Here is a 26,302-nt window from a genome sequence, read left to right as displayed (position 1 = left end):
AAAATTGTGTTAAATAACGTAAAACCCGTCAAAAATGTATAGATCTTTTAAAGCAATAACTCTTTTAGTCGTTATTAGTATTTTAGTTCTAAGTTGTACAAGCAATTCCTTCAAGATTGAATTTGAAGGTCAAAACCCTGCAGTTGAATTTGGACTGAAGGAGTTAAAGAAAGCGCTAATCCAAAAAGAATTTGAGGAAGTTGAAAATTCAGAAAAATATTTAATAAGTGCTGAATTTGATGAAACTCTAAAAAAGCAAGCTTATAAAATTGAGTTAGACAATAACAAAATTTCAATTTTTGGTGGTGATAAAAGAGGTCTGTTATATGGTATAATGGACCTTACTGAGCAAATTTCATTGTATGGAGATTTATCAAAAATTGAATCTAAAACAGAAGAACCATTTATTGAATATCGTGGAGTTAAAATGAATATAGCTTTGGATGGTCGCTTACCAAGTTATGATGATACTGGTGATGCTGCTCAAAAAAATATTGCAGAAATGTGGAATATGGACTTTTGGGTAGAATATTTGGATGAATTGGCTCGCAATAGATACAATATGCTGACTTTTTGGTCTAAACATCCGTTTCCTGCACTCACTAAAATGAAAGATTATCCAGGTGCGGCTATGGAAGATGTTTACGTTTATGATAAACCTGTTACTTGGGATATGCATAGAGATTGGAGCGGAACGGATATTCAAGACAAAAACAATCTTCGAAAAATAAAAAGCATGACCATGGATGAAAAAATTTCATTCTGGAAGAAAGTGATGGAACATGCTCATAACCGAGGTATTGATGTAGTTTGGTTTACATGGAACATATTTATTTCACCAGGAACTGGTGAGATGTTAGAACCTGAGAGCGAAGAGGCTATGACATATATGCGAAAAGCAGTTCAAGAAATGGTTGAAACTTATCCGCATTTGTCTGGTTTTGGAGTAACCGCTGGAGAAAGAATGGGGATGACCGTTGGAAAATATACAGCTACTCAATGGATGTATGAAACTTATGGAAAGGGAGTGCTGGCAGCGAAGAAATCAAATCCTGAAAGACCATTTCGATTTATTTTCCGTCGTCATCATACCAAATTGCCTTTGATACAACGTGATTTTGCATCAAATTTTCAAGGAGAAGTTGAAACTAGTTATAAGTACAATGTTGCGCGCATGTATAGTTCACCCAATCCGCCAATTTTTGAGCAAGAATATTTACAAGATGTTTTAAAATATGATTTCAAATGTTGGATGAATATTAGAAATGATGATATTTTTACTTTTAGATGGGGTGATCCGGATTATGTTCGTGAATATTTAACTGGAATGATGAAATATCCAGTTCCCGGTTTTTATATTGGTTCAGATGGTTATTTATGGGGAAGAGAATTTACTTCTAAAATACCAAGCCTTTCGGGTGAATTAGAAATTAAAAAACATTGGTATCGAGAAATGCTTTGGGGAAGATTGGCTTATAATCCAAATTTACCAGATACTCAATTAATAAATGTTATTGGGAACCGTTTTCCAGGCACCAACAATGAAGCATTATTTAATGCTTGGAAGTATGCATCAAAAACATTTCCATTAGTTTGTAATTTTCATTGGAAACCTGGAGATGCAATGTGGTCAACTGAAGGTTGTATGGATCAGTACACGGGATTTCAAACAATTCGTGATTTTATTGACTGTTTTACATTAGAGAATGAAAAACTTCAAAATATTACCGATTTTGTAGATGATATAAAAAGTAATGAGAGTTCAAAATTAATTACTCCTTTACAGGTTGCAGATTCTTTGCGTTTATGCACTACTAATACACGAAAGTATTTAAGTGAGTTAAAAGGGAGTAATAAAAATAATTCGGAAGAATTTAAGGCTACGGTTAAAGATTTAGAATGTTTTGCTTTGTATGGAGACTATTATGCGGGGAAGATAGCAGGTGCAACGTATCTACATATGTATGAAAGTTTGTTTGATGAGAATAAGGAAAGCTATAAAGAAAAAGCAATAAAAGAAACTTCATTAGCGGCTGTTGCTTGGAAGGACTTAGCTAAAATTGCTGATAGCCAATATAAAACACAACTATTAGCTAGAACTAGAGAATTGGATTGGGTCAATACAATTGACGATGTTGAAAATGATATTGATATTGTAAGAAAATCAAAAGGGATTGAGCCTAAGGTTGCCAAAATATTTTATTCAGGATATGCAAAAGTTGAAAAATCTCAAAAACAAAAATTAGATTCGTTTCTAAAGTCAAAAGGTTATAAAGTTGAAGAATATCAAGGGTGGAAAGTTGAAGCTTATGCTACCGGATTAAAAATTGTAATTTCAAGGAATGATGATTTAGTCTCTCAATTTTATACAAGTAGAGGCGGTATGTATCCATCTAATTTTGATGAAAAAGGATTCCATATAGAAGAATTAAATCACAAGCTTTGGCTTATTGGAAATTCAATTTTAACAGCTAATGAGGGTGTAGATTATCTTATTGAAAAACTTAAAAAAGAACTAAAATAGTAATATGAAACTTAACAAAGTATTAATTGTCTGTATTTTAATTGGTAGTTGTATAAATGGTTTTTCTCAGAAAAAATCAACAGAGATAAAACCTCCAAACGTAATAATTGTTTTAACTGATGACCAAGGGATTGGTGATTTAGGTTGTCATGGTAATCCTTGGCTAAAAACACCGCATATAGATAAATTTTATAAACAATCTGTTCGATTTACAGATTTTCATGTGAGTCCAGTTTGTACTCCAACGCGTAGTGCAATAATTACTGGACGTTACCCTATAAATAATGGCGCATGGGCAACTTATAAAGGAAGAGATGCTCTATCTGGAGGGCCAACAATGGCAGATTTATTTAAACAAGGCGGTTATAATACGGGTATGTTTGGTAAATGGCATTTAGGTGATAATTATCCTGTTCGTCCAACCGATAGTGGTTTTGACATAGCTGTTCATCATAAAGCCGGTGGTGTTGGTGAATTATCAGATTATTGGGGTAATAATTACTTCAACGATATATATTATGTGAATAATGAACCAAAACAATTTAAAGGTTATTGTACAGATATTTGGTTTGAAGAAGCTATGAAATTTATTGATGATGTTAAGAATGATGACGAACCATTTTTTATTTATTTACCAACAAACGCACCTCATGGACCACACTATGTAGAAGATAAATATGTAGCGCCATATAAAGAAAAGGAAGGCATTGAAATATTAAATGCAAAGTTTTATGGCATGATTGCAAATATCGATGAGAATTTTGGAGAGCTTGAAACCTACTTAAAGAAAAATAAATTAGCAGATAACACCATTTTAATTTTCATGACCGATAATGGTACACATCATGGTTATAGTGGAGATGGAAAACTAGGTTATAATATGGGCTTTCAAGGACGAAAAGGGTCTAGAATTGAGGGAGGTCATCGCGTTCCGTTTTTTATCCGTTGGAAAGATGGTGAAATTTATGGAGGAAAAGATATCAATGAAGCAACTGCTCATGTTGATTTAATCCCAACGCTAGCGAGTTTGTGTAATCTAAATATTCCAGATGACAATAAGTTAGATGGTGTCGATTTATCTAAGCTTTTTAAAAAGAAACATGGTGAATTAATCGAGCGTAGCATATTTGTACATAACAATCAAGATTGGAGACCTCCAACAGATGTTGAAATATCTTGTATTGTTAACGGGAAATGGCGATTGATAAATGGCGATAAATTATATGATATTGAAAAAGATAAAACGCAACAAAACAATCTGGCTTCAAATTACCCTGAAGTTGTTGCTAGGTTATTAAAAGACAATGAAACATTCTTGAAAATCACGAAAAAGAATGATGAATATAATCAGTTTCCCTCATTTATAGTTGGTAATCCTGCCCAAAATGAAATTGCTGTTAACATACAGCATGCCATAGGAGATGATATACCTATATGGAAAAGTGAGCAAGTAGCAGAGGGTTTAAAAAATCAAAATAACACACATGCTTTAAATATTGAAAAAGACGGGAAATATCGTATTTCTTGTAGAAGATGGCCAAAAGAATGTGCTGGACCAATTTTAGGTGTTCCAGCAGTGAATCCGAAAGACTGGTTTACTTATAAATCCATTTCACCAGAAAAAGTGAGAATTAGTATTGCTAATCAAATATTCGAAAAGTCAATTTCCAAGAAAGATGAAGAAGTTGTTTTTGATGTGTTTTTGGAGAAGGGAAAAACATTTTTAGTTACAGATTTTATTGAGGGGAAAGATAAATACGGAGTGTATTATACGTACGTGTCATATATCGAAAATAAAAAAATATGAGATTAAAAAAGATAGTATTGGTATTGCTTGCATTTGTCTCTTTTATAGAAATTAATGCTCAAGAGGTTACAATTAATAATGTTAATAATTTTGAAAACCCAAAGCACAAAGATAATATAGGAAATTGGGCTGTTGGAGATACATTATTTGTAAAAGGAATTTATACCAAAGAGACAGCAAATATAAATAAACGATAAAAATTATGAGAAAACTGATATGTATATTGTTACTGGGTAGTTTTGTTAACTTGTTTGCCCAAACTAAATCGCCGAATATCATTGTTATTATGGCAGATGATATGGGGTTTGCCGATGTAGGCTTTACTGGTGCTAAAGATATTAATACGCCTAACATTGATAAGTTGGCTGCTTCTGGTGTTGTTTTTAAGAATGGTTATATAACACACCCTTTTTGTGCTCCTAGTCGAGCAGGTTTGTTGGCAGGTCGTTATCAACACAGATTTGGATTTGAACATAATCCTCCGTCTGATTCAGCCAACCCTATTGTTGGTATAGACGTTAATGAGAAGCTTTTTCCAAAACGACTTCAGGAAGTTGGTTACACTACTGGAATCATTGGGAAATGGCATTTGGGGTCAGCATCGCCTTATAATCCTAATAATCGAGGTTTTGATTATTTCTACGGCTTCTTAAATGGAGGTCACGACTACTATAAAATAGATGTAACTAAACCAATTGAGACAGGTTATAACCAAGGGTTAGTACGGAATAAGCAGGTGGCAAATTTTGAAGGGTACTTGACAACAGCATTAAGTAACGATGCTGTTAAATTTGTAGAAGATAATAAGGAGAAATCTTTTTTTCTATTTCTTTCGTACAATGCACCTCATCAACCGCTACAAGCACCCAAAGAAGATATTGCACGTTATGCACATATTAAGAATAAAAAACGTCGTGTTTATGCGGCTATGGTAGATGTGATGGATCGAGGAATTGGTAATGTTGTTAGTGCCTTAGAGAATCATGATTTACGTGAGAACACCTTGATTTTCTTTCTTAGTGATAATGGAGGGCCAGTTCCTAGTAAGCACAGCCCAAATAAAGGAAATGGTTCTTCAAACGCACCTTTTAGAGGTGGAAAAACGGACTATTATGAAGGAGGTGTACATGTTCCTTTTATCGCTTCTTGGCCAGCGAAAATTGAATCCGGACAGGTCTATAATCAACCTGTTATATCATTAGATATTAGTCGTACTGCTGTTGAAGTTGCTGGTGGTAATGCTACTTCTGGTAATAAAATGGAAGGTGTTAATTTAATTCCGTATTTAAATGGAAAACGTTCTGATGCTCCACACGACGCTCTTTATTGGCGTTTTTTGAGTACAAAATCTATTATATCCGGAGGTTATAAGTATATACAGAAAGGGAAATCAAACCCTGAACTTTTTAATTTAGAGAAAGATATAGAAGAACAAAATGATATTTTGGATAAGAATCCGGAGTTAGCTACTAAGATGCTAAAGTTATGGGGGAAATGGGATGCTAATAATGTAGAAATGCGTAATCCTGTATATTCAGAATACTATAGATCACGTGATGCTTTCTTTGAAAATATGATTCCTGATGGTGCAAAAAAAGAAGGCTACAAGCCTGAGTTTAAAAAGATGTTTCCTAAGAATTAGCAGGTTAGATTTGAAGCTAAACAGATAATTTGAATAAAAATATTCAATGGGGTTTAACTTGTGATAGGTCAAAATATTATATTGAATTTTATGCAATGTTAAAAAATCCTTAGAGTTTTCTCTAAGGATTTTTCTTTTTGTAGAACTATTTAATTTCTATATATACATTCATTTAGGTCATACAATCTATATTCAAAATCATATGTTCTATAGTATGCGTATCATATACTTTATATTTGATAATAGGAATTGATCAAAATAACAAATATGATAATTGGTAAGTTTATATCTAGATGTTTTATACTGTTGATTGTATTTTCAATTCAAATTCTTAAAGCACAAGAATCAAAACCAAACATTGTAATAATTTTTGCTGATGATTTAGGCTATTCAGATATTGGTTGTTATGGAGGGGAAATTGAAACTCCAAATATTGATAAGTTAGCGGAGGAAGGATTACGATTTACACATTTTATAAACGGTTCTAAATGTGCACCTTCAAGAGCATCCTTATTAACAGGTTTATATCCAATTGAAACTGGTTGTGTTGGTCCGCCAGCTCAAATGGAAAATGGAGTTACCATTGCTGAAATGTTAAATAAGGCTGGTTATAAAACCTTAATGGCAGGGAAATGGCACGGAAAAGAAAACCCAGTTAAAAGAGGTTTTGATAAATTCTTTGGAATTACTAAAGGAGCATTTAATTATTTCAATCCTAAAAAGAATCAACCATATTGGGAAGATAATAAAAGATTAGATCCATTCATTCCTGAAAATAAAGAAAATTTTTACACTACAGATACTTTTACAAATATGGCTCTTAATTATTTAGATCAACAAAAAAATAAAAGGGAACCTTTTTTCTTGTATGTAGCTTATAATGCACCTCATTATCCTTTACAAGCTTGGCCAGAAGATATTGCAAAATATAAAGGCAAGTATTTAAAAGGTTGGGATAAAATTAGAGAAGAAAGATTTCAACGTCAACAAAAAATGGGAATTGTTGAGCCTAATTGGGAGTTAACTGAACGTGATGATAAAATACCTGCTTGGGAAGATTATGAAAATAAAGATATAGCCGATTTAACAATGGCAACGTATGCTGCTATGGTTGATAGAATGGATCAAAATATTGGGAAATTAATAGCGAAGTTAGAAGAGACTGGTAAAAAAGAAAACACACTAATTATTTTTCTATCAGACAATGGAGGGAATGCAGAAGGACATATGTGGGATGGTGTTAACCCAAATAATAAACCTGGATTAAAAAACTCTCAAGCAAAATTGGGTATTGAATGGGCGAATGCCTCAAACACTCCTTTTAAAAATTATAAACGTTCAACTTTTAACGGTGGTCAAGTAACCCAGTTTATTGTGAGTTGGCCAAAAGCAAAATTTAAGAAAGGTTCAATAACAAGACAGAAAGGAAATTTGACAGATTTAATGCCAACTTTTTTAGAATTGGCAAATGCAACCTATCCAGAAGGGGAAACATGGAGTGTTCCTGCAGAAGGAAAATTAAAAACCTCTTGGAAAGTTAGACCATTACCAGGTAAAAGCTTAGTTCCAGTATTTAATAATGAAACAGTTACTCGTGAAAATTTTAAAGGGTATTTTCAAGGAAGTAGAATGTTAATAGCAAACGACTGGAAAATTGTTTCGGAAGGTGGAGATGGAGCAATTTTACATTTGGAGGATTATCCTTGGGAGTTGTACAATTTAAAATGAGATGGTACGGAGGCTAAAAACTTGGTTCATAAATATCCGAATTTAGTAGATTCTTTAGATGTCGTTTATCGAAATTGGATTGATAAAACAGATGTATATACTTCTTTAAAATCACACGAATACTACCAACCTTATTATACAAAAGAGCAACACATTTTTCTTAAAACACTTTCAGAAAATAAAATCTATAAGAACTTGATGGCAGAAAGAAAAACTATTGGGTTGAAAATAGTTGAAGCCTTGAAGACACAAAAAGTAAAAATGAAAACTACTTTAGGAATGGAGAAGGTACCAATGTCTTATTTTGGAATTGTAGAATCAGGGAGAAAGTATGCTAGTTTAACTTCAGAAATAAAAAAATTATACAATTCTTGGAATTCAATTGTTTTAGAAACAGAAAACTACTGTGAGAGTTTAGGTAGTTCTTATATTGAAATATGGAGAATTCAAGAAAAAATTAGACCTAGAACAACTTCATTAGAAGTGAAATAATAAAATAAATGAAACTAGTTAAAACCTTATTAATTGTAATTGTTTTTGGAAGTTTAGCTTCTTGTACTTCTAAAAAAGTAGAAAAAAAGCAATACTTTACAACTGCAGATTCGTCATTAGTTCAATATCAAATACCCGAATGGTATAAAGATGCTAAAATAGGTTATTGGGCAACTTGGGGAGTTTATTCGGTTCCTGCATATGCAGGTGATCACGCAGCAGAATGGTATGGAAGATGGATGTATAATGTAGATGATGGTTCAGGAAAAGAGGAAAGTGAAACTTTTGATAGAAGAGGCTTAAAAACAGCAAAATATCATAAAGAAAAATTTGGTGACCCTTCTAAATTTGGTTATAAAGATTTTATTCCAATGTTTAAAGCAGAAAAATGGAATGCTGATGAATGGGCAGATTTATTTGTAGAGGGTGGAGCTAAGTTCTTTATGTTTATGGCAATGCATCATGACAATTTTTGTATGTGGGATTCTAAAACGCAGCCTTTTAATTCTGTAAATATGGGGCCAAAAAGAGATTTTACTGCGGAAATGCAAAAAGCTGTAAAAGCTCGAGGATTGCGTTTTGGTTTATCGAATCATTCTGCTTGGAATGGCGCTTTTTTTCAATACAATCACCGTAATGGTTTTGATGGTCTACAAAAAGAAAATCAGGCTTTATACGGAACTGGAAAAGTAGATTCTTTAGCTATTAGTCGTTGGTGGAAAACTACCATTGAATTGGCAGACAAGTACAAACCAGATTTATATTATTTTGATTGGGGTTGGAATATGAAACCTTTTGAAGAAAAACAGCGAAAAGATTTTTTGGTAAATTATTACAACGCATCTATTGAAAGTGGTAAGGGGAAATTTCCTAATCCAAATGTAGCTGTAAATTATAAAGGAAGAGATCGTTTACCAGTTGGTTCTGCAGTGTTAGATTTAGAACGTGGAGGAATGAAAGAAAAAGAAACTCTACTTTGGCAAAACGATACATCTTTAGGTTTACATAGTTGGAGTTATGCACCAGATGAAGAGTATAGGTCAGCAAATCAAGTTGTGGATATGTTAATGGATATTATTTCAAAAAATGGAGTATTGCTATTAAATATTGGACCAAAGGCAGATGGAACAATTCCAGACGAAGCTAAAATTCCTATTAAAGAAATTGGTAAATGGTTAAAAGTAAATGGTGAAGCCGTTTATGCCACGCGTCCTTGGGAAATTTACGGTGAAGGTCCAACTGTACCCAATGAAAAAATGCACGGAGATCAGGTTGAGTATACTTCAGAAGACATTCGTTTTACCAGAAGTAAAGACAATAAAATATTGTATACCACATTTTTAGGCTATCCAGAAATGGCAGTTATTCCAAGTTTAAAAACGGAAACTGTTGATTTAAGTAATTTAAAATCTGTTACTCTAATAATGAATGGGCAAAAAGTGAAATGGAATCAAAATGAAACCGGATTGCATATTCAACTACCTAAAAATATTTCACAAGTTGAATACGCTTATTCTTTTAAGTTCCAGTTTAAAGATGAAATTCCAAATTTAATTAACCAATATTTATAATGAAAAAATATATAGCACTTATAATACTTGTTTGTTTGTTATCATGTAACAATAAAAAGCGAACATCGGTTTCTACTCAGAAATTTACTCCAATTGATTCTTCCTTGGTAAATTATCAATATCCAGAATGGTATCAGGACGCGAAAATTGGTTATTGGGCTTGTTGGGGACTCTATTCCGTTCCTGCATTTAAAGGGGAATGGTATGGTCGCCATATGTATTCTGTAGATGATGGAAGTGGAAAGGAGAAAGGATTAGGTTTTTCTAAGTACGGATTAGAAGTAGCGGAAAACCATAGAAAAATTTATGGGGACCCTCGAGAATTTGAATACCATGATTTTATACCAAAATTTACGGCTAATAAATTTAACGCTGACGAATGGGCTCAAATCTTTTATGATGGAGGCGGAAAGTTCTTCACATTTATGGCCATGCATCATGACTCATATTGTTTATGGGATTCAGATAATACTCCTTATACATCGGTAAAAATGGGACCAAAACGTGACTTTACGGCTGAAATGAAAAAGGCAGTAAAAGATAGAGGAATGTACTTTGGTGTTTCCAATCATTCAGCCTGGAATGGATCTTTTTTTGAACATAAGCATTATAATGGATTTAAAAATAATAATGAACAGCAAAAATGGCTTTATGGAACTGGTAGTATTGATTCTGCCGCAGTAAATAGATGGTGGAGTCTCACTACCGAACTTGCGGATAAATATCAACCGGATTTATATTATTTTGATTGGGGCTGGAACAATAAGTTATATAACCAAAAACGAAAAGATTTTCTGAGCTTTTACTATAACAAAGCTTTAGATTGGAATCAAGAACAATTTCCATCACCTAATGTGGTAGTAAATTATAAAAATAGAGGTAAATTACCTGATGGATCAGCGGTTTTAGATTTGGAACGTGGAGGTATGAAAGGTATAGAAAAGTATCCTTGGCAAAATGACACATCTCTAGGCTTAAAATGGTGGAACTTTGGACCCGGGGAGGAATACCGCTCTCCAAATCAAACAATTGATATGCTGATGGATATTATTAGTAAAAACGGTGTTTTAATGTTGTGTATTGGTCCAAAAGCTGATGGTTCAATTCCTAAGTTAGCTCAAAATAGTATTCGTGATATTGGGAAATGGTTGAAGATTAATGGTGAAGCGGTGTATGCAACACGTCCTTGGGAAATTTATGGAGAGGGACCTGCCAATCCAAATGAAAAAATGCATGGAGATGTGGTTGAATATACTTCAAAAGATATTCGTTTCACAAAAAGCAAAGACAACAAAACATTATATGTTACTTTTTTGGGGTGGCCAGAAAAAGCAATTGTTACTTCATTAGTAAATTTAGAAATGAATAATGTTAAAAGTATAACGTTTCTTTCTACAAGTGAGGAACTTAAATGGAAACAAAATAAAGATGGGTTATTTTTCAATTTCCCAAAGAATATATCAAAGGATGATTTTGCATATGTAGTAAAACTTGAATTTAATGGAGAAATACCTACAATTTTAAACTAAAACAATTATGAAACTAAAACTATTGTACACCCTTTTATTATTAACGATTCTTCAATTTTCATTTGCACAAGAAAAACCGAACATTGTAATAATAATGACCGACCAACAATTTGCTGATGCAATGAGTTGTGTAATGGGAAATCAGTATATCAATACTCCCAATATAGACAACTTGGCTAAAAAGGGAGTTATGTTTACAAGGGCATACAGCCCAAATCCTTTGTGCCAGCCAATGCGTACATCTATGGTAACTGGAAGTTATCCGCACCAAACGGGTATACAAGGCAATTGGCCAAATGTCATGAAATCAGAAGATCATACCTATATGGGAAAGGTGTTTAAGGATGCTGGATATGAAACAGGATACTTTGGAAAATGGCATGTTGCCTTGGATATTAAGAAAAAAGAACTGCATGGTTTTGATATCTGTTTTCCAAAAAGTGCTACCAATGCAAAGCCAGCAGTAAACTTTATTAAGCAAAAACATGAGAAACCTTATATAGCAGTAGCTTCATTTCTAAGTCCTCACGAGATTTGTGAGTGGTCGCGCTGGCAAGAGTTGCCTATTGATTCTATTGGTCCTTTACCTCCCTTGGAGGAATTACCACCATTAAAAGCAAACTTTTCTCCACCCCAAAACGAAACAGATGTAATGACTTTTATGAGAAAATCGTATCAGGCATTTAAATATAATGGATTTAATTTATTCCCTACGGAAGGTTATACCGATTCTGATTGGCGCAGACTGAGATGGGGTTACTATCGATTAATTGAGCGAGCCGATGCTTTTGTAGGTGAAGTATTGGACGCTGTAAAAGAATCAGGGCAAGAAGAAAATACCCTCATTGTTTTTTTAAGCGACCATGGAGATTGTGCTGGTAGCCATAAATGGAATCAGAAAACAGTTTTTTACGATGAGTCGGTACGTGTGCCTCTAATTATGAAATGGGATGGTAAAACTACTGTTGGAAGAACTGAAGCTTTGGTAAATACAGGTATAGATCTTATACCTACACTTTGTGATTTTGCAGGCATTGAGACACCAAAGAATTCACCCGGAAAAAGCTTGATGGGGCCAGCCACAGGCAACACAAAAACTTGGAAACGTGAGTTTGTAATCTCAGAAAACCATATGACGCAATGCGAACCTGTAAATGGTATAAGTATGAAACCACATGGACGTATGGTAAGAAGTAAACGTTACAAATATTGTGTTTATAGCGAAGGCGTAAAAAGAGAGTCGCTGATTGATATGCAGTTCGATCCAGGGGAAACCGTAAATCAGGCTTCTAATCCTTTATATAAAAAAGTGTTGGAACAGCATCGTGAATATTTAAAAGATGAAGCAAAACGAACCGATGATAAAAAAGCATTGGAAATACTAAGTGCATTGTAATCGAAAATATAAATAAACAATTCATCGTTTTGAAAACCCACTTGTAATAACTGAGTTATATCCTCTCTGGTGTAATTTTATAATTATGATGCATTTCCTTAATCTATAACACTCAGGGATGCCAAACGGTTCCATTCAGAACTGATAGTTGAAAAAATTAGCAGATATTAATATGAAAAACAAACTACTTATTGCAGTTTTTTTAATTGTGTGTAACAACATTTTTGCACAAAGCAAGTATCCTTTTTTTGATGGTACAGATAACAATACAAAAACTTTAATGCTATATGCTAATAAGCAAATAGAAGAAGTTAGGAAAGGCAACTTTACGCTAACTATTGTTGATGAAAAAGGAAAGCCTATTAATAAATCGGTATCATTAGAATTGGTATCACACGATTTTAATTTTGGAGTAAATCTATATGGATATGAAAAAATACCTAATTCTAATCCTGCAAAGCAAACTTCAATAAAAGCCATTCAAAACACTTTCAATTCGGTTATTGTTTGCGATTATTGGAAGCGAAATCAAAAAAAATCAACTAGTAAGTTAGAATGGATTTCACCTGATTACGGATTTCAATTAGCTGAGAAATTGAATAAAAAGACAAGGTTTCACGCACTTATTTATGGTCATCCAGATTGGTTGCATGAATTTAAGACGGAAGAAGATATGTGGAAACTTATAGAACAACGTATTAAAAGTATTGCTGATCGTTATGGAGATAAAATAACCGAAGTTGATGTTATTAATGAATTTATAAATGGTCAGTATTGGGATGGTGCAAAACAGAAATATCTGAGAACAACTAAATTTCCAAACTTTGCAAAGCCTCATAATGGCGCACGTGTAATTAAGATTGCTCGAAAATATTTACCTAATACAAAACTGGTTATTTTAGAAGCTAATTTATGGAACGAACAAAATCCTGTTTTTCAAGAAATTTATGAATACCATAAGAGTTTAATTCAGCAAAATGTGGATTATGATTATATAGGATATCAAGCCCATTATTATGCAAAAGGAAATATTCCTTTTCAAGAGGGAACAAAAGAATTCGGTCCACGTACATTTATGATGGATGAAATAAATAAGGGTATCGAAAAAATAGGAGAGTTGGGTAAACCTATGGTTATTACCGAATTTAATCCACCATCTCGAAGCAATAAAGTAAAGATACCAAATCAGGTGCGTATAAGTGATAAAGAAATTGCAGCTTGGGAAGCTAATTTCTATACGTTGATGTTTTCAAAACCTTTTATTAAAGGAATAAGCCGTTGGTTTACTATTGATAATTTAGGGGGAAGAGGAATGGATGCCGGAATTGTTACTGAAGACGGAAAGCTAAAGCCCAATTATTATGCGCTAGAAGAGTTGATTAAAAACAAATGGCATACTGCATTGAAAACTAAAATTAAAAAAGGAAATATAAATTTTAGAGGTTTTTATGGAACATATAAAGTTCAAATTGCTGAATATAAGCAGGTGTTTATAGAACTAAACAATAAGAAAACAACAAAGAATATAACTCTAAATAAAAAGTGAAATTATTTTCAAATTTTGAAATGATGGATCATTTTAATTCTGATATTTAAGTTTTGTTTAAGAGTTTGATATTGCTAATTTTATTGAATCAATAATAATATATAAATAAAGAATTTATTCATATTGAGTGAACAAAAAAAATAACACCAATCAAAAAGCATTTCCTTTATTTTTAAAAGATCTTGAGCCGAATGGAGAATTAAGTACAGCTATGTAAAATTATATTAAAATATCGCAAATATTTCTATCTCAAGATGAGTATTTTAGACAAGGTTTATTGAAGAAATAGAGAGATAGAATTAAAGAGCAGAATGAAGTTATATTGAATGGAAAATAAGATTAATTACAACAAATTAATGATGGGTAAATACAACCAAATAAAAAGAATAGTTTTAGTGAGCGTAACGGTTCTTTTTATAACGGTACTTATGGCACAATCTTTTATGATGAATCCATACGGACGTGCAGATGCACAACTCTTAAATGGAAAATGGAATGCTATTATTGATCCTTATAGTAAGGGTGAACAAGCAAAATATTATCAAAATAAAAAGCCACAATCAGATACGGAATTTTTTGAATATTCTTTTGAAAATGGATTGAGGTTAGATGTTCCAGGAGATTTTAACTCACAAGTTCCAGAATTAAAATATTATGAAGGTGATATTTGGTATCAGCGCTATTTTTCAGCAAAAAAGAATAATGGTAAACGTGCGTTTATTTATTTTGCAGGTGTTAGTTACAAAGCAGAGGTATGGCTTAATGGTAAAAAAGTGGGATCTCACGAAGGAGGCTTTACACCTTTTCAATTTGAGGTAGGTTCATTTTTAAAAGAAGGACAGAATGATCTTATTATTAGGGTAAACAACAACAGAAAGAAAGATAGAATTCCAGCTATGAAATTTGATTGGTGGAATTATGGTGGAATTCTTCGTGATGTTTTCTTTATTGAAACCCCTAATATGTTCGTGAACGATTATAAAGTACAGCTTAAAAAAGGAGAGAAGAATGTAATCTCTGGATATTTGCAATTAGATGGTGCTAATTCAGTTGAAAGAGCTTCATTATCTATACCTGAATTAAAAGTTAAAGAACAAATATTAACAGATGAAAAGGGTTTTGCTTCATTTGAAATAAAGGTTAAACCTCAATTATGGTCACCAGATTCACCTAAAATGTATAATACTACTTTGTCAGTTAAAGATGATAAAGTTACAGATGAAATAGGTTTTCGAAACATTGAGGTAAAAGGAACAGATATATTGTTAAATGGTAATTCAGTATTTTTAAAAGGAGTAAATTTTCATGAAGAGATTCCTCAACGTTTGGGGCGTGCATATTCTCAAGCCGATGCCGCAATGATATTGGAAGAAGTAATGGCTCTTGGCTGTAATTTTATACGTACTGCACATTATCCACAAAACGAACATATTGTACGTATGGCAGAAAAAAAAGGATTAATGATTTGGGAAGAAATTCCATTATGGCAAGGCATAGACTTTAAAAATCCAGTGGTTTTAGATAAGGCTACAAATATGCTTAAAGAAATGATTTACCGAGATAAAAATCGTGCAGGTATTATTATTTGGAGTGTAGCTAATGAAACTCGCCCTAATAATTATAGAGACAAAGTTTTAACTGATTTAATCAATTTAGCTCGCTCAATAGATGACACTCGTTTAGTATCTGCAGCTTTTGATAATCCTAAATACAATCCTGAAACATCTACCTTCAATATTAAAGATGATATTTCAAAGATAGTTGATGTTATTGGGGTTAATAAATATATGGGATGGTACATGCCTTGGCCTGTAGAACCTTCAGAAGTAAAATGGAATGTAGCTATTGACAAGCCTTTTATTATGACAGAGTTTGGTTGTGAATCGCTTTATGGTCAAAGTGGCTCAAAGGATAAAGCTTATTCTTGGAGTGAAGATTATCAGGAAGAGTTATATAGAAAAAACTTAATTATGTTTAAAAACATTCCAAACCTAAGAGGTACTTCTCCGTGGGTGCTATTTGATTTCCGTTCTCCTTATAGAAATCATCCTTTAAATCAAAACGGATGGAACCGAAAAGGATTGGTTTCAGACAAAGGTCAACGGAAAAAAGCTTGGCATGTTATGAAGCAGTATTATCAAGGAATTGATATGATAAATACTTCAAAAAAATAGTTGTTTTACCAATAAACAAAATTAAATTTTATGAAAAACCTAGTTAGTTTATGTATCATAATTTTGAGTTTAAACTTTTGTTTTGCTCAAAAAAAGAGTGAACCAAAAGAATCTTGGCTAACGAAAAGCCTTGCAGATAAAGGAAAATTTATTTTAGAATCGAAAGATAGTATTGTTTGGGGATGTGCACCTGTTTATGATGATAAAGGAAAGGTACACGTATATTATTCTACTTGGGAGAGAAGTGGAAATTGGTTGACAGATAGTAATATTGCACATGCTGTTGCTGATAATCCTGAAGGACCTTATAAAAAATTCGGAATTATTTTAAAGGGAAGAAAAGGAAAATGGGATGCAAATACCATTCACAATCCCAACATTCAAAAGGTTGATGGTAAATATGTGATGCTTTATATTGGAAACGATACAATAAAACAAGATAATTGGAGAACTAGAGCCAAATCGGCCAATACACAACGTGTAGGAATGGCAATTTCAGATTCTCCTTACGGACCATGGAAACGATTTGATAAACCAGTTATTGAGGTATCAAAAGATACTATGGCTTGGGATGGATATTGTACGGTAAACCCTTCGTTTATGAAGCATCCAAATGGAGAATATTGGATTTATTACCGTGCTTGGGATAGAAGAAATGATGATAGGAGAAAAACAGGTTTAGCAATTGCTAAAAACTTAGAAGGCCCATATATAAAGTATGAAGGAAATCCTATTATAGATTTTCCAGAACGAGGAGGACAAACAGAAGATCCTTATTTTTTCTATTACAAAAATAAGTTCCATTGTTTAATAAGAGATATGGGAAATTATGATTGGTACAGTGGATTGTATTTAGAATCTGATGACGGAATTCATTGGGGAGAATATCAGCGAAGTCATTATAAGGGAGATCATTATTTTCCAGTTTGTGAGAAATGTAGGTATGAGCGTGTTCAAGTTTTATGGAAAAATGAAGAACCTGAATATTTGTTTAATGCAATTATGCGAGAGGACAGAAAACATAGTGGTGCAGTGTTGAAAATTGATTTATCAAAAATAGATAAACATTAGTTTTATGTTAGTTAGATTATTAAATATTGGAATGATTCTTCTTTTAGGGTTGAATATTTCGTGTGCTTCAAAAGAGAAATTAACACAAAAAAGTAAACCTAATATTCTAATCTTATTTTTGGATGATTTGGACCCAGATTTTGGTTGTTATGGTAACACCTTGGTTAAAACACCAAACATAGATAAATTAGCTTCAGAAGGAATGTTGTTTACACGGGCTTACTCAGCGGCAACAGTTTGTAGTCCAAGTCATACCACATTGTTTACGGGTTGTTATGCTTCTACTATTGGAGCGCCTCATCACCGTAGTTCTTATATAGATAAATTACCTGAAGGTTATACTATTCTTACGGAATTGATGGATAATGCAGGATATTTTACAGTAAATTTCAGAAGTAATGGAGATATAATGTATCAAAAGTTATATGGAGCTACCGCTAAAACAGATTTAAATTTTGACAGAGGAAAATCTGAAAATAATAGAGAAAGTGGGAAAGAAGTTTTTAAAAACCTTCAAACTATAGATCCAGAAAATATTGACAGCTATTTTAAAGGTGGAAAATGGGATTTAAAAGGAAGTAATCAACCATTTTTCGCCTATGCAAATATTGAAACTGGTAAAAAACACGGATTTGTTCCGGGGAGAAAATGGGCTAAGGAAAGGGGGATTGCAGTAGACTCAACAAAGATTAATATTCCGCCTCATTATGCTGATACAGGAGAGGTTCGTGAGGTATTAGCTTTAAGTTTAGATGCTGTTTCTCATGTAGATTTTGAAGTTGGTAAATTTTTAAGAGCATTAGATAATTCAGGGTATGCAGATAATACACTAGTTATTTTAATGTCTGATCACGGAGCAACTTTACAACGACACAAACAAAGTTTATGGACTTCAGGAACGCATATTCCAATGATTATGAAGTGGCCTAATAATATTAAGTCTTCAGAAAAGAATGAAGAACTAGCAAGTATTATTGATATTGCTCCAACGTGTTTAAAAGCAGTTGGAATAGAAATTCCTAGAACAATGGAAGGGTTAGATTTGTTGAGTGAAAAACCAAAAAAGCGAAATTATATTTTTGCTACACGTGATGGAATGGATGGTACTTTTGATTGTTCAAGAGCTGTGATTTCAAAAGAATATCAATATATACATCACTTTTTTCCAGAGTTGTCATTTAGAGGGAATGGATATGCGAAACGTACACTTACTTTTAAAAGTATGTTAAATTTGTATAAGAAAGATAGTTTAAATGAACTACAACGCATTTATTTTGAACCCGAAAAAAAATACCCATTTGAGTTATATAATTTAAATAATGATATAGACGAAACTGTAAATTTAGCATTGAAATCAGCATACAAATCACAAGTCATAAAATATCAAAATGTATTGTATCAATGGCAAAAAGAAACAGGAGACAAAGTTTTAAAAGCAAGAGAACTTTTAAATGTTAAGAAAGTTCCAGAAGGAACAAAAGTAGATAATCTATTAAAGTTAACAAATGAATAAAATTAAGATTGTAATAGCACTATTTTTTATAGTTGTAGGATCAGTAACTGCTCAAAAAAACGTAAAAAGGCCAAACATTTTATTTGCAATTTGCGATGATGTTTCTTATCCGCATACAAGTTTTGCAGGAAGTAAATTTGTGAATACGCCATCTTTTGATAGAATAGCTCGTGAAGGAATCTATTTTGAAAACTGTTATGCTGGTTCACCAGGATGTGCGCCTTCAAGAAGTTCAATTGTAACGGGAAGACATCCTTGGCAAAATGAACAATCAGGTCAGCACGGTTCTTCTTGGATGAAAAAATATGTACCGTTTACTGATGAATTAAAAAACAATGGGTATGCTGTAGGTGTTGCAGGTAAAGGTGTATCGCCTTTTAGATATGCGTTAAGTGAAAAAGATTCGTTGTGGAGAAAAGAAAATGCTGCTGGTCCGTATCATAGTAAAATTGTTTACAATGAATCTAATGATGAAAGGTTTACCAATAAAATAAGTGATAAAAATTACTTTGAGAATTTCAAATATTTTATGGAGAATTCAAAAGAAGATAAACCATTTTTCTTTTGGTATGGAGGTCACGAAGCACATAGAGGTTATGAAAAAGATTCTTGGAAAAGAACTAATAAGCAGTTGAAAGATGTTGAGGTTCCTGCATTTTTCCCTGATAATGATGTTATTAGAGGCGATATGCTTGATTATGCGGTTGAAATTGAATGGTTCGATTTGCATTTAACTAAAATGTTAACTTATTTGGAAGAAATAGGAGAGTTAGAAAATACAGTAGTTATTGTTACTGCAGATAATGGAATGCCGTTTCCAAGAGCAAAAGCCAATTGTTACGATTATGGTGTGCATGTGCCTTTAGCAATAAGATACCCTAGAGAGTTTTCAAAAAATAAAAGAATTAGTCAGCCAGTTGGTTTTGTTGAATTAGCTCCAACAATTTTGGAGATTGCACAAGTTAAAGCTGAAAATATGCAACCTATAACAGGAAAAAGCTTGTTAAAGGTTTTAAAAGGTAAAAAGAATTTGAGAATTGAGAAAGCTGTGTTTTCAGGAAGAGAAAGACATACTTCTGCTAGACATGCAAATATGGGTTATCCACAACGAAGTATAAGAAAAGGTGATTATTTATTAATCTGGAATATGAAGCCTGAACGTTGGCCTGCTGGAGATGCTAAAATGTTTAAAAAAGGTAAAAAAGAAGGAGATTTGGTTGATAATGTTTATGCAGATATAGATGGTTCACCTTCTAAATCATTTCTTACAAAGAATAAAAATTCTAAAAAGTATGGTTATTACTTTGATTTAGCAACGGATAAAAGACCTGAATTTGAAATGTATAATTTGAAAGAAGATACAGCTTGTTTAAATAATATATCAGGAACTTTAGCAAATAAAAAGATTGAAAATAGTTTAAAGAAAGAGTTATTAACGGAATTAAAAAGAACTAACGACCCAAGAATTGTTGGTCCAAATAAAGGGATTTTTGATACTTACAAAAGGTATAGTAGTATGAGATATTTCCCTAAGCAATAAAATAAAAAACGATGAATAAATTAAAATTAACACTTTTACTAGCTGTTTTTACAATAGTATCAGTAGTTGCTAAAGAGTATAATGTTGCTGCGTATGGAGCAATTGATGATGGGAAAACGGTGAATACTATTGCTGTTCAAAAAGCAATAGACGATTGCAACAAAAACGGTGGTGGAACAGTAATGGTAGATGGCGGAGGAATTTATGTTATTGGAACCATTTTTATGAAAAGCAATGTAACATTGTATGTGGATAATGGAACGGTTTTACAAGGAAGTGTTAATCAAGATGATTACCCGTTAGAAGGAGTTCATAAAAATATGTATAAAGGAGAACCTTCTAAAAATGCGTGTTTAATTTATGCTGAAAATGCAACTTCAATAGCTTTTGAAGGTCACGGAACTATTGATGGAAATGGACATTATGAAAACTTTCCACGCAAAGGGAAGATAAAACGCCCAATGTTATTGCGTTTAAAAGATTGTTCAAATATTTCATTACGTGATATTCATTTAATAAATCCAGCTGCTTGGACCTCGGCCTTTTTGTATTGTAATAATATTACTGTTGATGGAATTACCATTATTAGTAGAGCAAATTTTAACGGAGATGGGTTGGATTTTGATGGATGCCAAAATGTGAGAGTAAGCAATTCAAATTTTGATAATAGTGATGATTGTATTTGTTTGCAAACTTCACTTCCAGAGAAACCTTGTAGAAATGTTACTATTACCAATTGTAATTTTACTACAAAATGGGGAGGAATAAGAATTGGATTATTATCTAGAGGAGATATTGAATATGTTACGGTTTCTAACTGTACATTTAGAGATATTCAAGATTCTGGGTTAAAAATTCAGCAAAATGAAGGTGGAAATATGAGTCATATGACGTTTAGTAATTTGGTAATGGAAAATGTACCACGTCCAATTTTTATGACTTTCTGCCAGCAAATTGCAAGTGTGGAAACTCCTGAAGGTGAATATGAACCTTTGAAACGTATGCATAATATGAAATTTGATAATATTATAGTTGATAATTCAAAAGGAGATAAACATTCAGCTTTTTTCTTAACAGGAATTCCAGGACACGAAATTGAAGATATTTCAATTTCAAATGTAGATTTTATTGTTTCAGGTGGAGGTACAACTGAAGACGCTGAAAAATTAGATGTTAAAGAGTATACGTTAGATAATGTGAAGCGCTGGCCTGAGTTTTATGTAGTTAAAGGTTTACCTGCTTACGGAATTTATGCACGACATTTAAATGGTTTAAATTTGGAAAACATATCAATAAAAACGAACAAAGAAGACAAACGTTTACCAGTTGTTTTTAATAATGTAAAAAATAGTTCAACTAGAAATATTAGAGCGAATGGTAAAGTTTTAACAAAAGAAGATATTTTGATTCAAAAATAAATTAAATGAGAAACCTGATTAAATTACTAGTATTAATTCCAACAATAATTATAGCTCAAAATAGTAAACCAAATATTGTTTTTTTGTTAGTAGATGATGTAGGTTGGGGAGATTTTGGATGTTATGGAGCGGAATTTAATGAAACTCCAAATATAGATAAGTTAGCAAGCCAAGGTATGTTATTTACAAATAGTTATGCAGCTTGTACTGTTTGTTCACCTAGTAGAGCAGCAATTTTAACGGGTAAGTATCCGGCACGTTTAAAATTAACAGATTGGATTGATGGCCATAAAAGACCATATGCTAAATTAACTGTTCCGGATTGGAATATGAGGTTGGAACATAAAGAAGTATTATTGCCTGAAGCCTTGAAAGAAGCTGGTTATTCAACTGCTTTTTTAGGGAAATGGCATTTAATGCCAATTGGGCAAGATGATTTTGAAGAGCATTATCCTACTGATCACGGTTTTGATATTAATATTGGAGGAAGAGAATGGGGGCAGCCAAAAGGTAGAGGTAAATATTTTTCTCCCTTTGATATGCCAAATCTTGATGATGGTGAAAAAGGAGATTTCTTGACAGATAAATTAACGGATGCTGCTATTCAAATTTTAGATACGGTAAATAAGAAAAATCCTTTTTTATTGTATTTTTCTTATTATACAATTCACGGCCCAGTAATGTCACCACCTGAGTTAGTTAAGAAATATAAGGAAAAGGCAAAGACCTTCAATAATTCGAAAAATCAGTATATGGATCCAGCTAGAGCTGGAATGGTAGAGAAATTAGATAATAGTGTTGGTCGAATTTTAGATAAACTCGACGAAATGGGGGTTGCAGAGAATACTATTGTAATCTTAACAGGAGATAATGGAGGTAATTACGATGAAACTACGGGTGGTTTAAGAGATTTTAAAGGGTTTTCTCATGAAGGAGGAACGAGAGAGCCATTTGTTATAAAATGGCCGAATAAAATAAAGGCTGGCTCTACAAGTAATGAAATGGTAATAGGAACTGATTTTTACCCAACGTTATTGGATCTTGCAGAGATAACCCTAAAACCAGAGCAACATAAAGATGGTGTAAGTTTGAAACCACTTTTAACTGGATTGACAAAAAAATTGAAAAGAAAAGAATTGTATTGGCATTATCCACATTACCATAGAACAAATCCTTACGGTGCAATTAGAGATAAGAAATGGAAATTGATAGAGTTTTATGAAGATGGAAGTTTGGAACTTTATAACCTTAAAAAGGATATAAATGAAACTGCAAATCTTACAAGTTCTAAACCGAAAAAAGCAGCACGGTTATTAAAAAAGTTAAATACTTGGAGAACCTCAGTTGATGCTCAAATGATGGAATTAAATCCGGATTTTGATATTGAAAAGGAAAAGTTAAAGAAAAAGCATTATTAAAAATATTATAAAAAGAAAAAGAGGAATTTTTAATCTAAAAATTCCTCTTTTTTACTTCTATTTACAGTATTCCTGTTTTAATTTTACTATTTCTAGTAGTATTATATTTTTTAAATAATTTGTCTATTTTATCCTTGTATTTTGGGTTGTTAATGAGGTTCTCTTTTTCGTCTTCAGAAATATTATCATTCAAATTAAATAACGCAAAAGGTGTTCTCTTTTTAAAAGTTTTATCTTTTTTATCAATTTGAATAATTAATTTCCAACCATTTTCAGTAATCATAGCTCGTTTTCCTGTTCCACTTTGTGTTAATAAAAATGGATGTGGTTGAATGTTTTTTTCATCCAACAAAATTGGTAATAGGTTTGAAGAGTCCATAGCCTGATTTTCTTCAATATTTTGATTGGTTAAATCAGCCAAAGTTGCCATTATATCAATTCCAATAATCGGTTCGTTAGAAACAGTATTTGCCTTAATTTTTCCTGGCCACCAAGTTATAAAAGGAACTCTAGTTCCTCCTTCAAAACAAGAGTTTTTACCACCTCTAAAAATATCACTAGATTGATGTTTTGAAGCAATAGTTTCTTTAATTTGTAAGCCTCCGTTATCAGAAGTGAAAATAATTAAAGTATTGTTATAAACCCCTTTGCGTTTCAATGTTTCAATCATCATTTGCACTTGCACATCTAGTTCCTTAACCATATCTAAATGACTTGATGGGGTTGTGCCAGCTATTTTAGTTCCGTTTAATTTTTTTGAAGGCGTATGTGGTTTATGAACCGCTTGCGAGCAGTAATACATAAAGAAAGGTTGTTTTGTTTCACTACTTCTTTCTATAAAATCAACTGCTTTGTTTATTAACAATGTACCAGCATTAAAAGGATTCCAATTACTATCTCCTAAACCTTCTTTTTTGTCAAGTTTAAAACCAAGGTGATCTACATATTTTTGTGTAATAAGTACAATTTTTGAATCTTCTTTTAAAGGAGTCATTATACCATTTTCATAAACGGCATAGGGCTCAGCTTGAATTCCTGCAGGAAACATATAGCTATAATCAAAACCATTTTGGACAGGGCCTCTATCTATAACTTTAGTAATGTCAACATCTATTTCAAATTCTTTTCTTGAACTTCTATAGGTAGTATTTGGTTCTCCTTTTTTAGCGAAATCCATTCCAAATCCCCATTTACCAAAAAAGGAAGTTTTATAACCAGCTTGTTTCATTAGTTTACCTAAAGTTAATTGATTTTTTTCAATTGGTGAAGGTTGGTAACAACCCCAAACTCCAGATGGAGCATAACTTCTATAACAATGATTTCCGGTCATAATAGCATATCGAGTAGGAGCGCACAATGCTGCAGGTGAATGCGCATCTGTAAATATTTTTCCTTCTTTAGCCAGTTTGTCTAAAGTAGGAGTCTCAACAATAATATTATCAGAATGTATTTTTCTGTAGTGTGAAATATCTCCAACTCCAAAATCATCAGCTAAAACAACAATAACATTTGGTTTTTCTTGTGTAAAGCCAATAAATGGAATAAGTAGTAACAGTAATTTAATTATATATTTATTCATTATTCTATTAATTTAAGCCAGTTTAAGTTTACAATTTTTGTTGATCCCCAATCAGATTTAAAAACAACTACAATATTTTGTAACCCAGTTACCTTTTCAGTTAATTCAGTTTCAATTGTTGTCCATGAATTCCACCCGCCAGTATATTTTACAGGGAATGTTGCAATTAGTTTTCCTTTAGGATTTCCTATTCTAATTTCAAAACTACCAATACGTTGTCCACTTGCAACTCTTGCTTTAATTTTTGTTGCGGTTCCTTTTCCAAAGTCAACACCATTAAATTTAACAGAACTCATCATTGTAGTTTCAGTAACCATCCATCCTGCAGGTTCATTACCTCCAACATAAGCGGTTTTAGCTCCATCAATTTCATTGTATCTGTCTATTTGAATTTCTTCTCCAATAGTTGGGTTTCCAATTCCTCTCTTAGTTGGTTTTACTTTTTTAATGGTTCCATCTTTTTTGAATTCCAAATAATCCGCACACATAGAACGCAATTTGTTAAAACCACTTAAATCCCAATAATGATAAAATAGCATCCATTTTCCATTGTATTTTACAACAGAATGATGATTTGTACCATTGTTAATATTATCCATTATTTTTCCTTGATATGTAAAAGGACCTAGTGGATTTTTAGCTGTAGCATAACCAATTGTATAACCTTCATCAGGAAAAACGTGCGCAAATGTAAAGTAGTAAATACTATCTTTTTTAAAGGCGAAAGAACCTTCTTTGTAACCTGCAGGTAAGCCTTCAACTTTTATTGGGTCTGCAGCAATTTCTTTCATATTCTCTTTTAAAGGAGCTACAAATAACTCTTTACCGCCGCCAAAATATAAATAACCTTTTTCGTTATCATCTATAAATAAACCAGGATCAATTCCACTAACACCTTTTATATAATTCTTTTCCCATTTAAAGGGGCCTGTTGGGTTTTTTGATGTACCAACACCAATACGTCTAAATGAAGAGCCATCTTTAGGGGCGGCAGGGTAGTAGTAATAGTAAGTATCTCCTTTTTTTATGCAATCTGGCGCCCACATTGCAAAAGTGTCTTTGTTTCCCCAAGGCACGTCATTTTCTTTTAGTATCCATCCGTAATCTTTCCACGTTGATCCGTTTTCTAATGAAAATGCGTGGTAACCAGGCATACAAAAACGTGGAAATTCTTTTTCTCTTCCAGCTGGAGGATAGGTATCGCTAGAAGGGTATACATATAATTTACCATTGAAAACGCGAGCTGTTGGGTCGGCAGTAAACATATGTGTTACTAATGGGTTTTGCGCAAAACAAAATTGAATTGCGACTAAGAATAAAGTGAATGTTGTTACTTTTTTCATTTACTTTTTTG

Annotated in this window: 18 protein-coding genes; 16 read left to right on the top strand and 2 right to left on the bottom strand. The window is 32.5% G+C overall.

Annotated elements, in window-relative coordinates; translation table 11 throughout:
* The first annotated feature begins 34 nt into the window (after window positions 1-34).
* From DAD81_RS10345 to DAD81_RS10270, 16 genes are all read left to right on the top strand, one after another.
* Window positions 35-2,524, top strand: coding sequence for a hypothetical protein (locus tag DAD81_RS10345; protein WP_111708186.1), 2,490 nt, complete (start codon window positions 35-37; stop codon window positions 2,522-2,524).
* Window positions 2,525-2,528: 4 nt separating this feature from the next.
* Complete coding sequence (locus tag DAD81_RS10340; protein WP_111708185.1) at window positions 2,529-4,331, top strand: arylsulfatase; 1,803 nt, start codon at window positions 2,529-2,531, stop codon at window positions 4,329-4,331.
* The gene (locus DAD81_RS10335) at window positions 4,328-4,528 is read left to right on the top strand and encodes a hypothetical protein (protein WP_111708184.1); all 201 of its coding nucleotides are present in this window, start codon (window positions 4,328-4,330) and stop codon (window positions 4,526-4,528) included. The genes DAD81_RS10340 and DAD81_RS10335 overlap by 4 nt, the downstream gene beginning before the upstream one ends.
* Before the next feature lie 5 nt (window positions 4,529-4,533).
* Window positions 4,534-5,973, top strand: a complete 1,440-nt coding sequence (locus DAD81_RS10330) for a sulfatase-like hydrolase/transferase (protein ID WP_111708183.1) — start codon at window positions 4,534-4,536, stop codon at window positions 5,971-5,973.
* Between the two features lie 267 nt (window positions 5,974-6,240).
* A complete protein-coding gene (locus DAD81_RS10325) occupies window positions 6,241-7,701 on the top strand; it encodes an arylsulfatase (protein WP_111708182.1) in 1,461 nt (486 codons plus the stop codon).
* Window positions 7,702-7,722: 21 nt separating this feature from the next.
* Window positions 7,723-8,193: a hypothetical protein gene (locus DAD81_RS10320; protein ID WP_111708181.1), complete on the top strand. Its 471-nt coding sequence runs from the start codon at window positions 7,723-7,725 to the stop codon at window positions 8,191-8,193.
* A gap of 8 nt (window positions 8,194-8,201) precedes the next feature.
* The gene (locus DAD81_RS10315; protein WP_111708180.1) at window positions 8,202-9,764 is read left to right on the top strand and encodes an alpha-L-fucosidase; all 1,563 of its coding nucleotides are present in this window, start codon (window positions 8,202-8,204) and stop codon (window positions 9,762-9,764) included.
* On the top strand, window positions 9,764-11,293 hold the full coding sequence (locus tag DAD81_RS10310; protein WP_111708179.1) for an alpha-L-fucosidase: 1,530 nt from the start codon (window positions 9,764-9,766) through the stop codon (window positions 11,291-11,293). Before DAD81_RS10315 ends, DAD81_RS10310 begins: the two co-directional genes overlap by 1 nt.
* 7 nt (window positions 11,294-11,300) lie before the next feature.
* Complete coding sequence (locus DAD81_RS10305) at window positions 11,301-12,689, top strand: sulfatase family protein (RefSeq protein WP_111708178.1); 1,389 nt, start codon at window positions 11,301-11,303, stop codon at window positions 12,687-12,689.
* Window positions 12,690-12,861: 172 nt separating this feature from the next.
* A complete protein-coding gene (locus DAD81_RS10300) occupies window positions 12,862-14,235 on the top strand; it encodes an endo-1,4-beta-xylanase (RefSeq protein WP_111708177.1) in 1,374 nt (457 codons plus the stop codon).
* Between the two features lie 326 nt (window positions 14,236-14,561).
* On the top strand, window positions 14,562-16,409 hold the full coding sequence (locus tag DAD81_RS10295; RefSeq protein WP_218939693.1) for a glycoside hydrolase family 2 protein: 1,848 nt from the start codon (window positions 14,562-14,564) through the stop codon (window positions 16,407-16,409).
* A 30-nt stretch (window positions 16,410-16,439) separates the two neighbouring features.
* Window positions 16,440-17,480 (top strand): glycoside hydrolase family protein, encoded by a 1,041-nt coding sequence (locus DAD81_RS10290; RefSeq protein WP_111708175.1) that lies wholly within the window; start codon window positions 16,440-16,442, stop codon window positions 17,478-17,480.
* Between the two features lie 4 nt (window positions 17,481-17,484).
* Entirely contained in the window at window positions 17,485-18,993 is a 1,509-nt protein-coding gene (locus DAD81_RS10285; RefSeq protein WP_111708174.1) for a sulfatase family protein, read from the top strand.
* Complete coding sequence (locus DAD81_RS10280; RefSeq protein WP_111708173.1) at window positions 18,986-20,533, top strand: sulfatase family protein; 1,548 nt, start codon at window positions 18,986-18,988, stop codon at window positions 20,531-20,533. The genes DAD81_RS10285 and DAD81_RS10280 overlap by 8 nt, the downstream gene beginning before the upstream one ends.
* Before the next feature lie 11 nt (window positions 20,534-20,544).
* Window positions 20,545-21,951, top strand: a complete 1,407-nt coding sequence (locus DAD81_RS10275) for a glycoside hydrolase family 28 protein (RefSeq protein ID WP_111708172.1) — start codon at window positions 20,545-20,547, stop codon at window positions 21,949-21,951.
* A 5-nt stretch (window positions 21,952-21,956) separates the two neighbouring features.
* Window positions 21,957-23,369, top strand: a complete 1,413-nt coding sequence (locus tag DAD81_RS10270) for a sulfatase (protein ID WP_111708171.1) — start codon at window positions 21,957-21,959, stop codon at window positions 23,367-23,369.
* Window positions 23,370-23,430: 61 nt separating this feature from the next.
* On the opposite strand, the gene DAD81_RS10265 is transcribed toward DAD81_RS10270, so the two are convergent.
* Window positions 23,431-24,948: a sulfatase family protein gene (locus DAD81_RS10265; protein WP_111708170.1), complete on the bottom strand. Its 1,518-nt coding sequence runs from the start codon at window positions 24,946-24,948 to the stop codon at window positions 23,431-23,433.
* The gene (locus DAD81_RS10260; protein ID WP_111708169.1) at window positions 24,948-26,291 is read right to left on the bottom strand and encodes a family 43 glycosylhydrolase; all 1,344 of its coding nucleotides are present in this window, start codon (window positions 26,289-26,291) and stop codon (window positions 24,948-24,950) included. Before DAD81_RS10260 ends, DAD81_RS10265 begins: the two co-directional genes overlap by 1 nt.
* Window positions 26,292-26,302 lie beyond the last annotated feature (11 nt).

Origin of the sequence: Lutibacter citreus (assembly GCF_003260195.1) — a bacterium.
Classification (GTDB): Bacteria; Bacteroidota; Bacteroidia; order Flavobacteriales; family Flavobacteriaceae; genus Lutibacter; species Lutibacter citreus.
The sequence above is the reverse complement of the archived record's forward strand: the minus strand, read 5'-3'. Positions and strand labels throughout refer to the sequence as shown.

Excerpts from the sequence above, each read along its gene's own strand:
- DAD81_RS10345 (WP_111708186.1), top strand. The coding sequence starts at position 35 with ATGTATAGATCTTTTAAAGCAATAACTCTTTTAGTCGTTATTAGTATT.
- DAD81_RS10340 (WP_111708185.1), top strand. The coding sequence starts at position 2,529 with ATGAAACTTAACAAAGTATTAATTGTCTGTATTTTAATTGGTAGTTGT.
- DAD81_RS10335 (WP_111708184.1), top strand. The coding sequence starts at position 4,328 with ATGAGATTAAAAAAGATAGTATTGGTATTGCTTGCATTTGTCTCTTTT.
- DAD81_RS10330 (WP_111708183.1), top strand. The coding sequence starts at position 4,534 with ATGAGAAAACTGATATGTATATTGTTACTGGGTAGTTTTGTTAACTTG.
- DAD81_RS10325 (WP_111708182.1), top strand. The coding sequence starts at position 6,241 with ATGATAATTGGTAAGTTTATATCTAGATGTTTTATACTGTTGATTGTA.
- DAD81_RS10315 (WP_111708180.1), top strand. The coding sequence starts at position 8,202 with ATGAAACTAGTTAAAACCTTATTAATTGTAATTGTTTTTGGAAGTTTA.
- DAD81_RS10310 (WP_111708179.1), top strand. The coding sequence starts at position 9,764 with ATGAAAAAATATATAGCACTTATAATACTTGTTTGTTTGTTATCATGT.
- DAD81_RS10305 (WP_111708178.1), top strand. The coding sequence starts at position 11,301 with ATGAAACTAAAACTATTGTACACCCTTTTATTATTAACGATTCTTCAA.
- DAD81_RS10300 (WP_111708177.1), top strand. The coding sequence starts at position 12,862 with ATGAAAAACAAACTACTTATTGCAGTTTTTTTAATTGTGTGTAACAAC.
- DAD81_RS10295 (WP_218939693.1), top strand. The coding sequence starts at position 14,562 with ATGGAAAATAAGATTAATTACAACAAATTAATGATGGGTAAATACAAC.
- DAD81_RS10290 (WP_111708175.1), top strand. The coding sequence starts at position 16,440 with ATGAAAAACCTAGTTAGTTTATGTATCATAATTTTGAGTTTAAACTTT.
- DAD81_RS10285 (WP_111708174.1), top strand. The coding sequence starts at position 17,485 with ATGTTAGTTAGATTATTAAATATTGGAATGATTCTTCTTTTAGGGTTG.
- DAD81_RS10280 (WP_111708173.1), top strand. The coding sequence starts at position 18,986 with ATGAATAAAATTAAGATTGTAATAGCACTATTTTTTATAGTTGTAGGA.
- DAD81_RS10275 (WP_111708172.1), top strand. The coding sequence starts at position 20,545 with ATGAATAAATTAAAATTAACACTTTTACTAGCTGTTTTTACAATAGTA.
- DAD81_RS10270 (WP_111708171.1), top strand. The coding sequence starts at position 21,957 with ATGAGAAACCTGATTAAATTACTAGTATTAATTCCAACAATAATTATA.
- DAD81_RS10265 (WP_111708170.1), bottom strand. The coding sequence starts at position 24,948 with ATGAATAAATATATAATTAAATTACTGTTACTACTTATTCCATTTATT.
- DAD81_RS10260 (WP_111708169.1), bottom strand. The coding sequence starts at position 26,291 with ATGAAAAAAGTAACAACATTCACTTTATTCTTAGTCGCAATTCAATTT.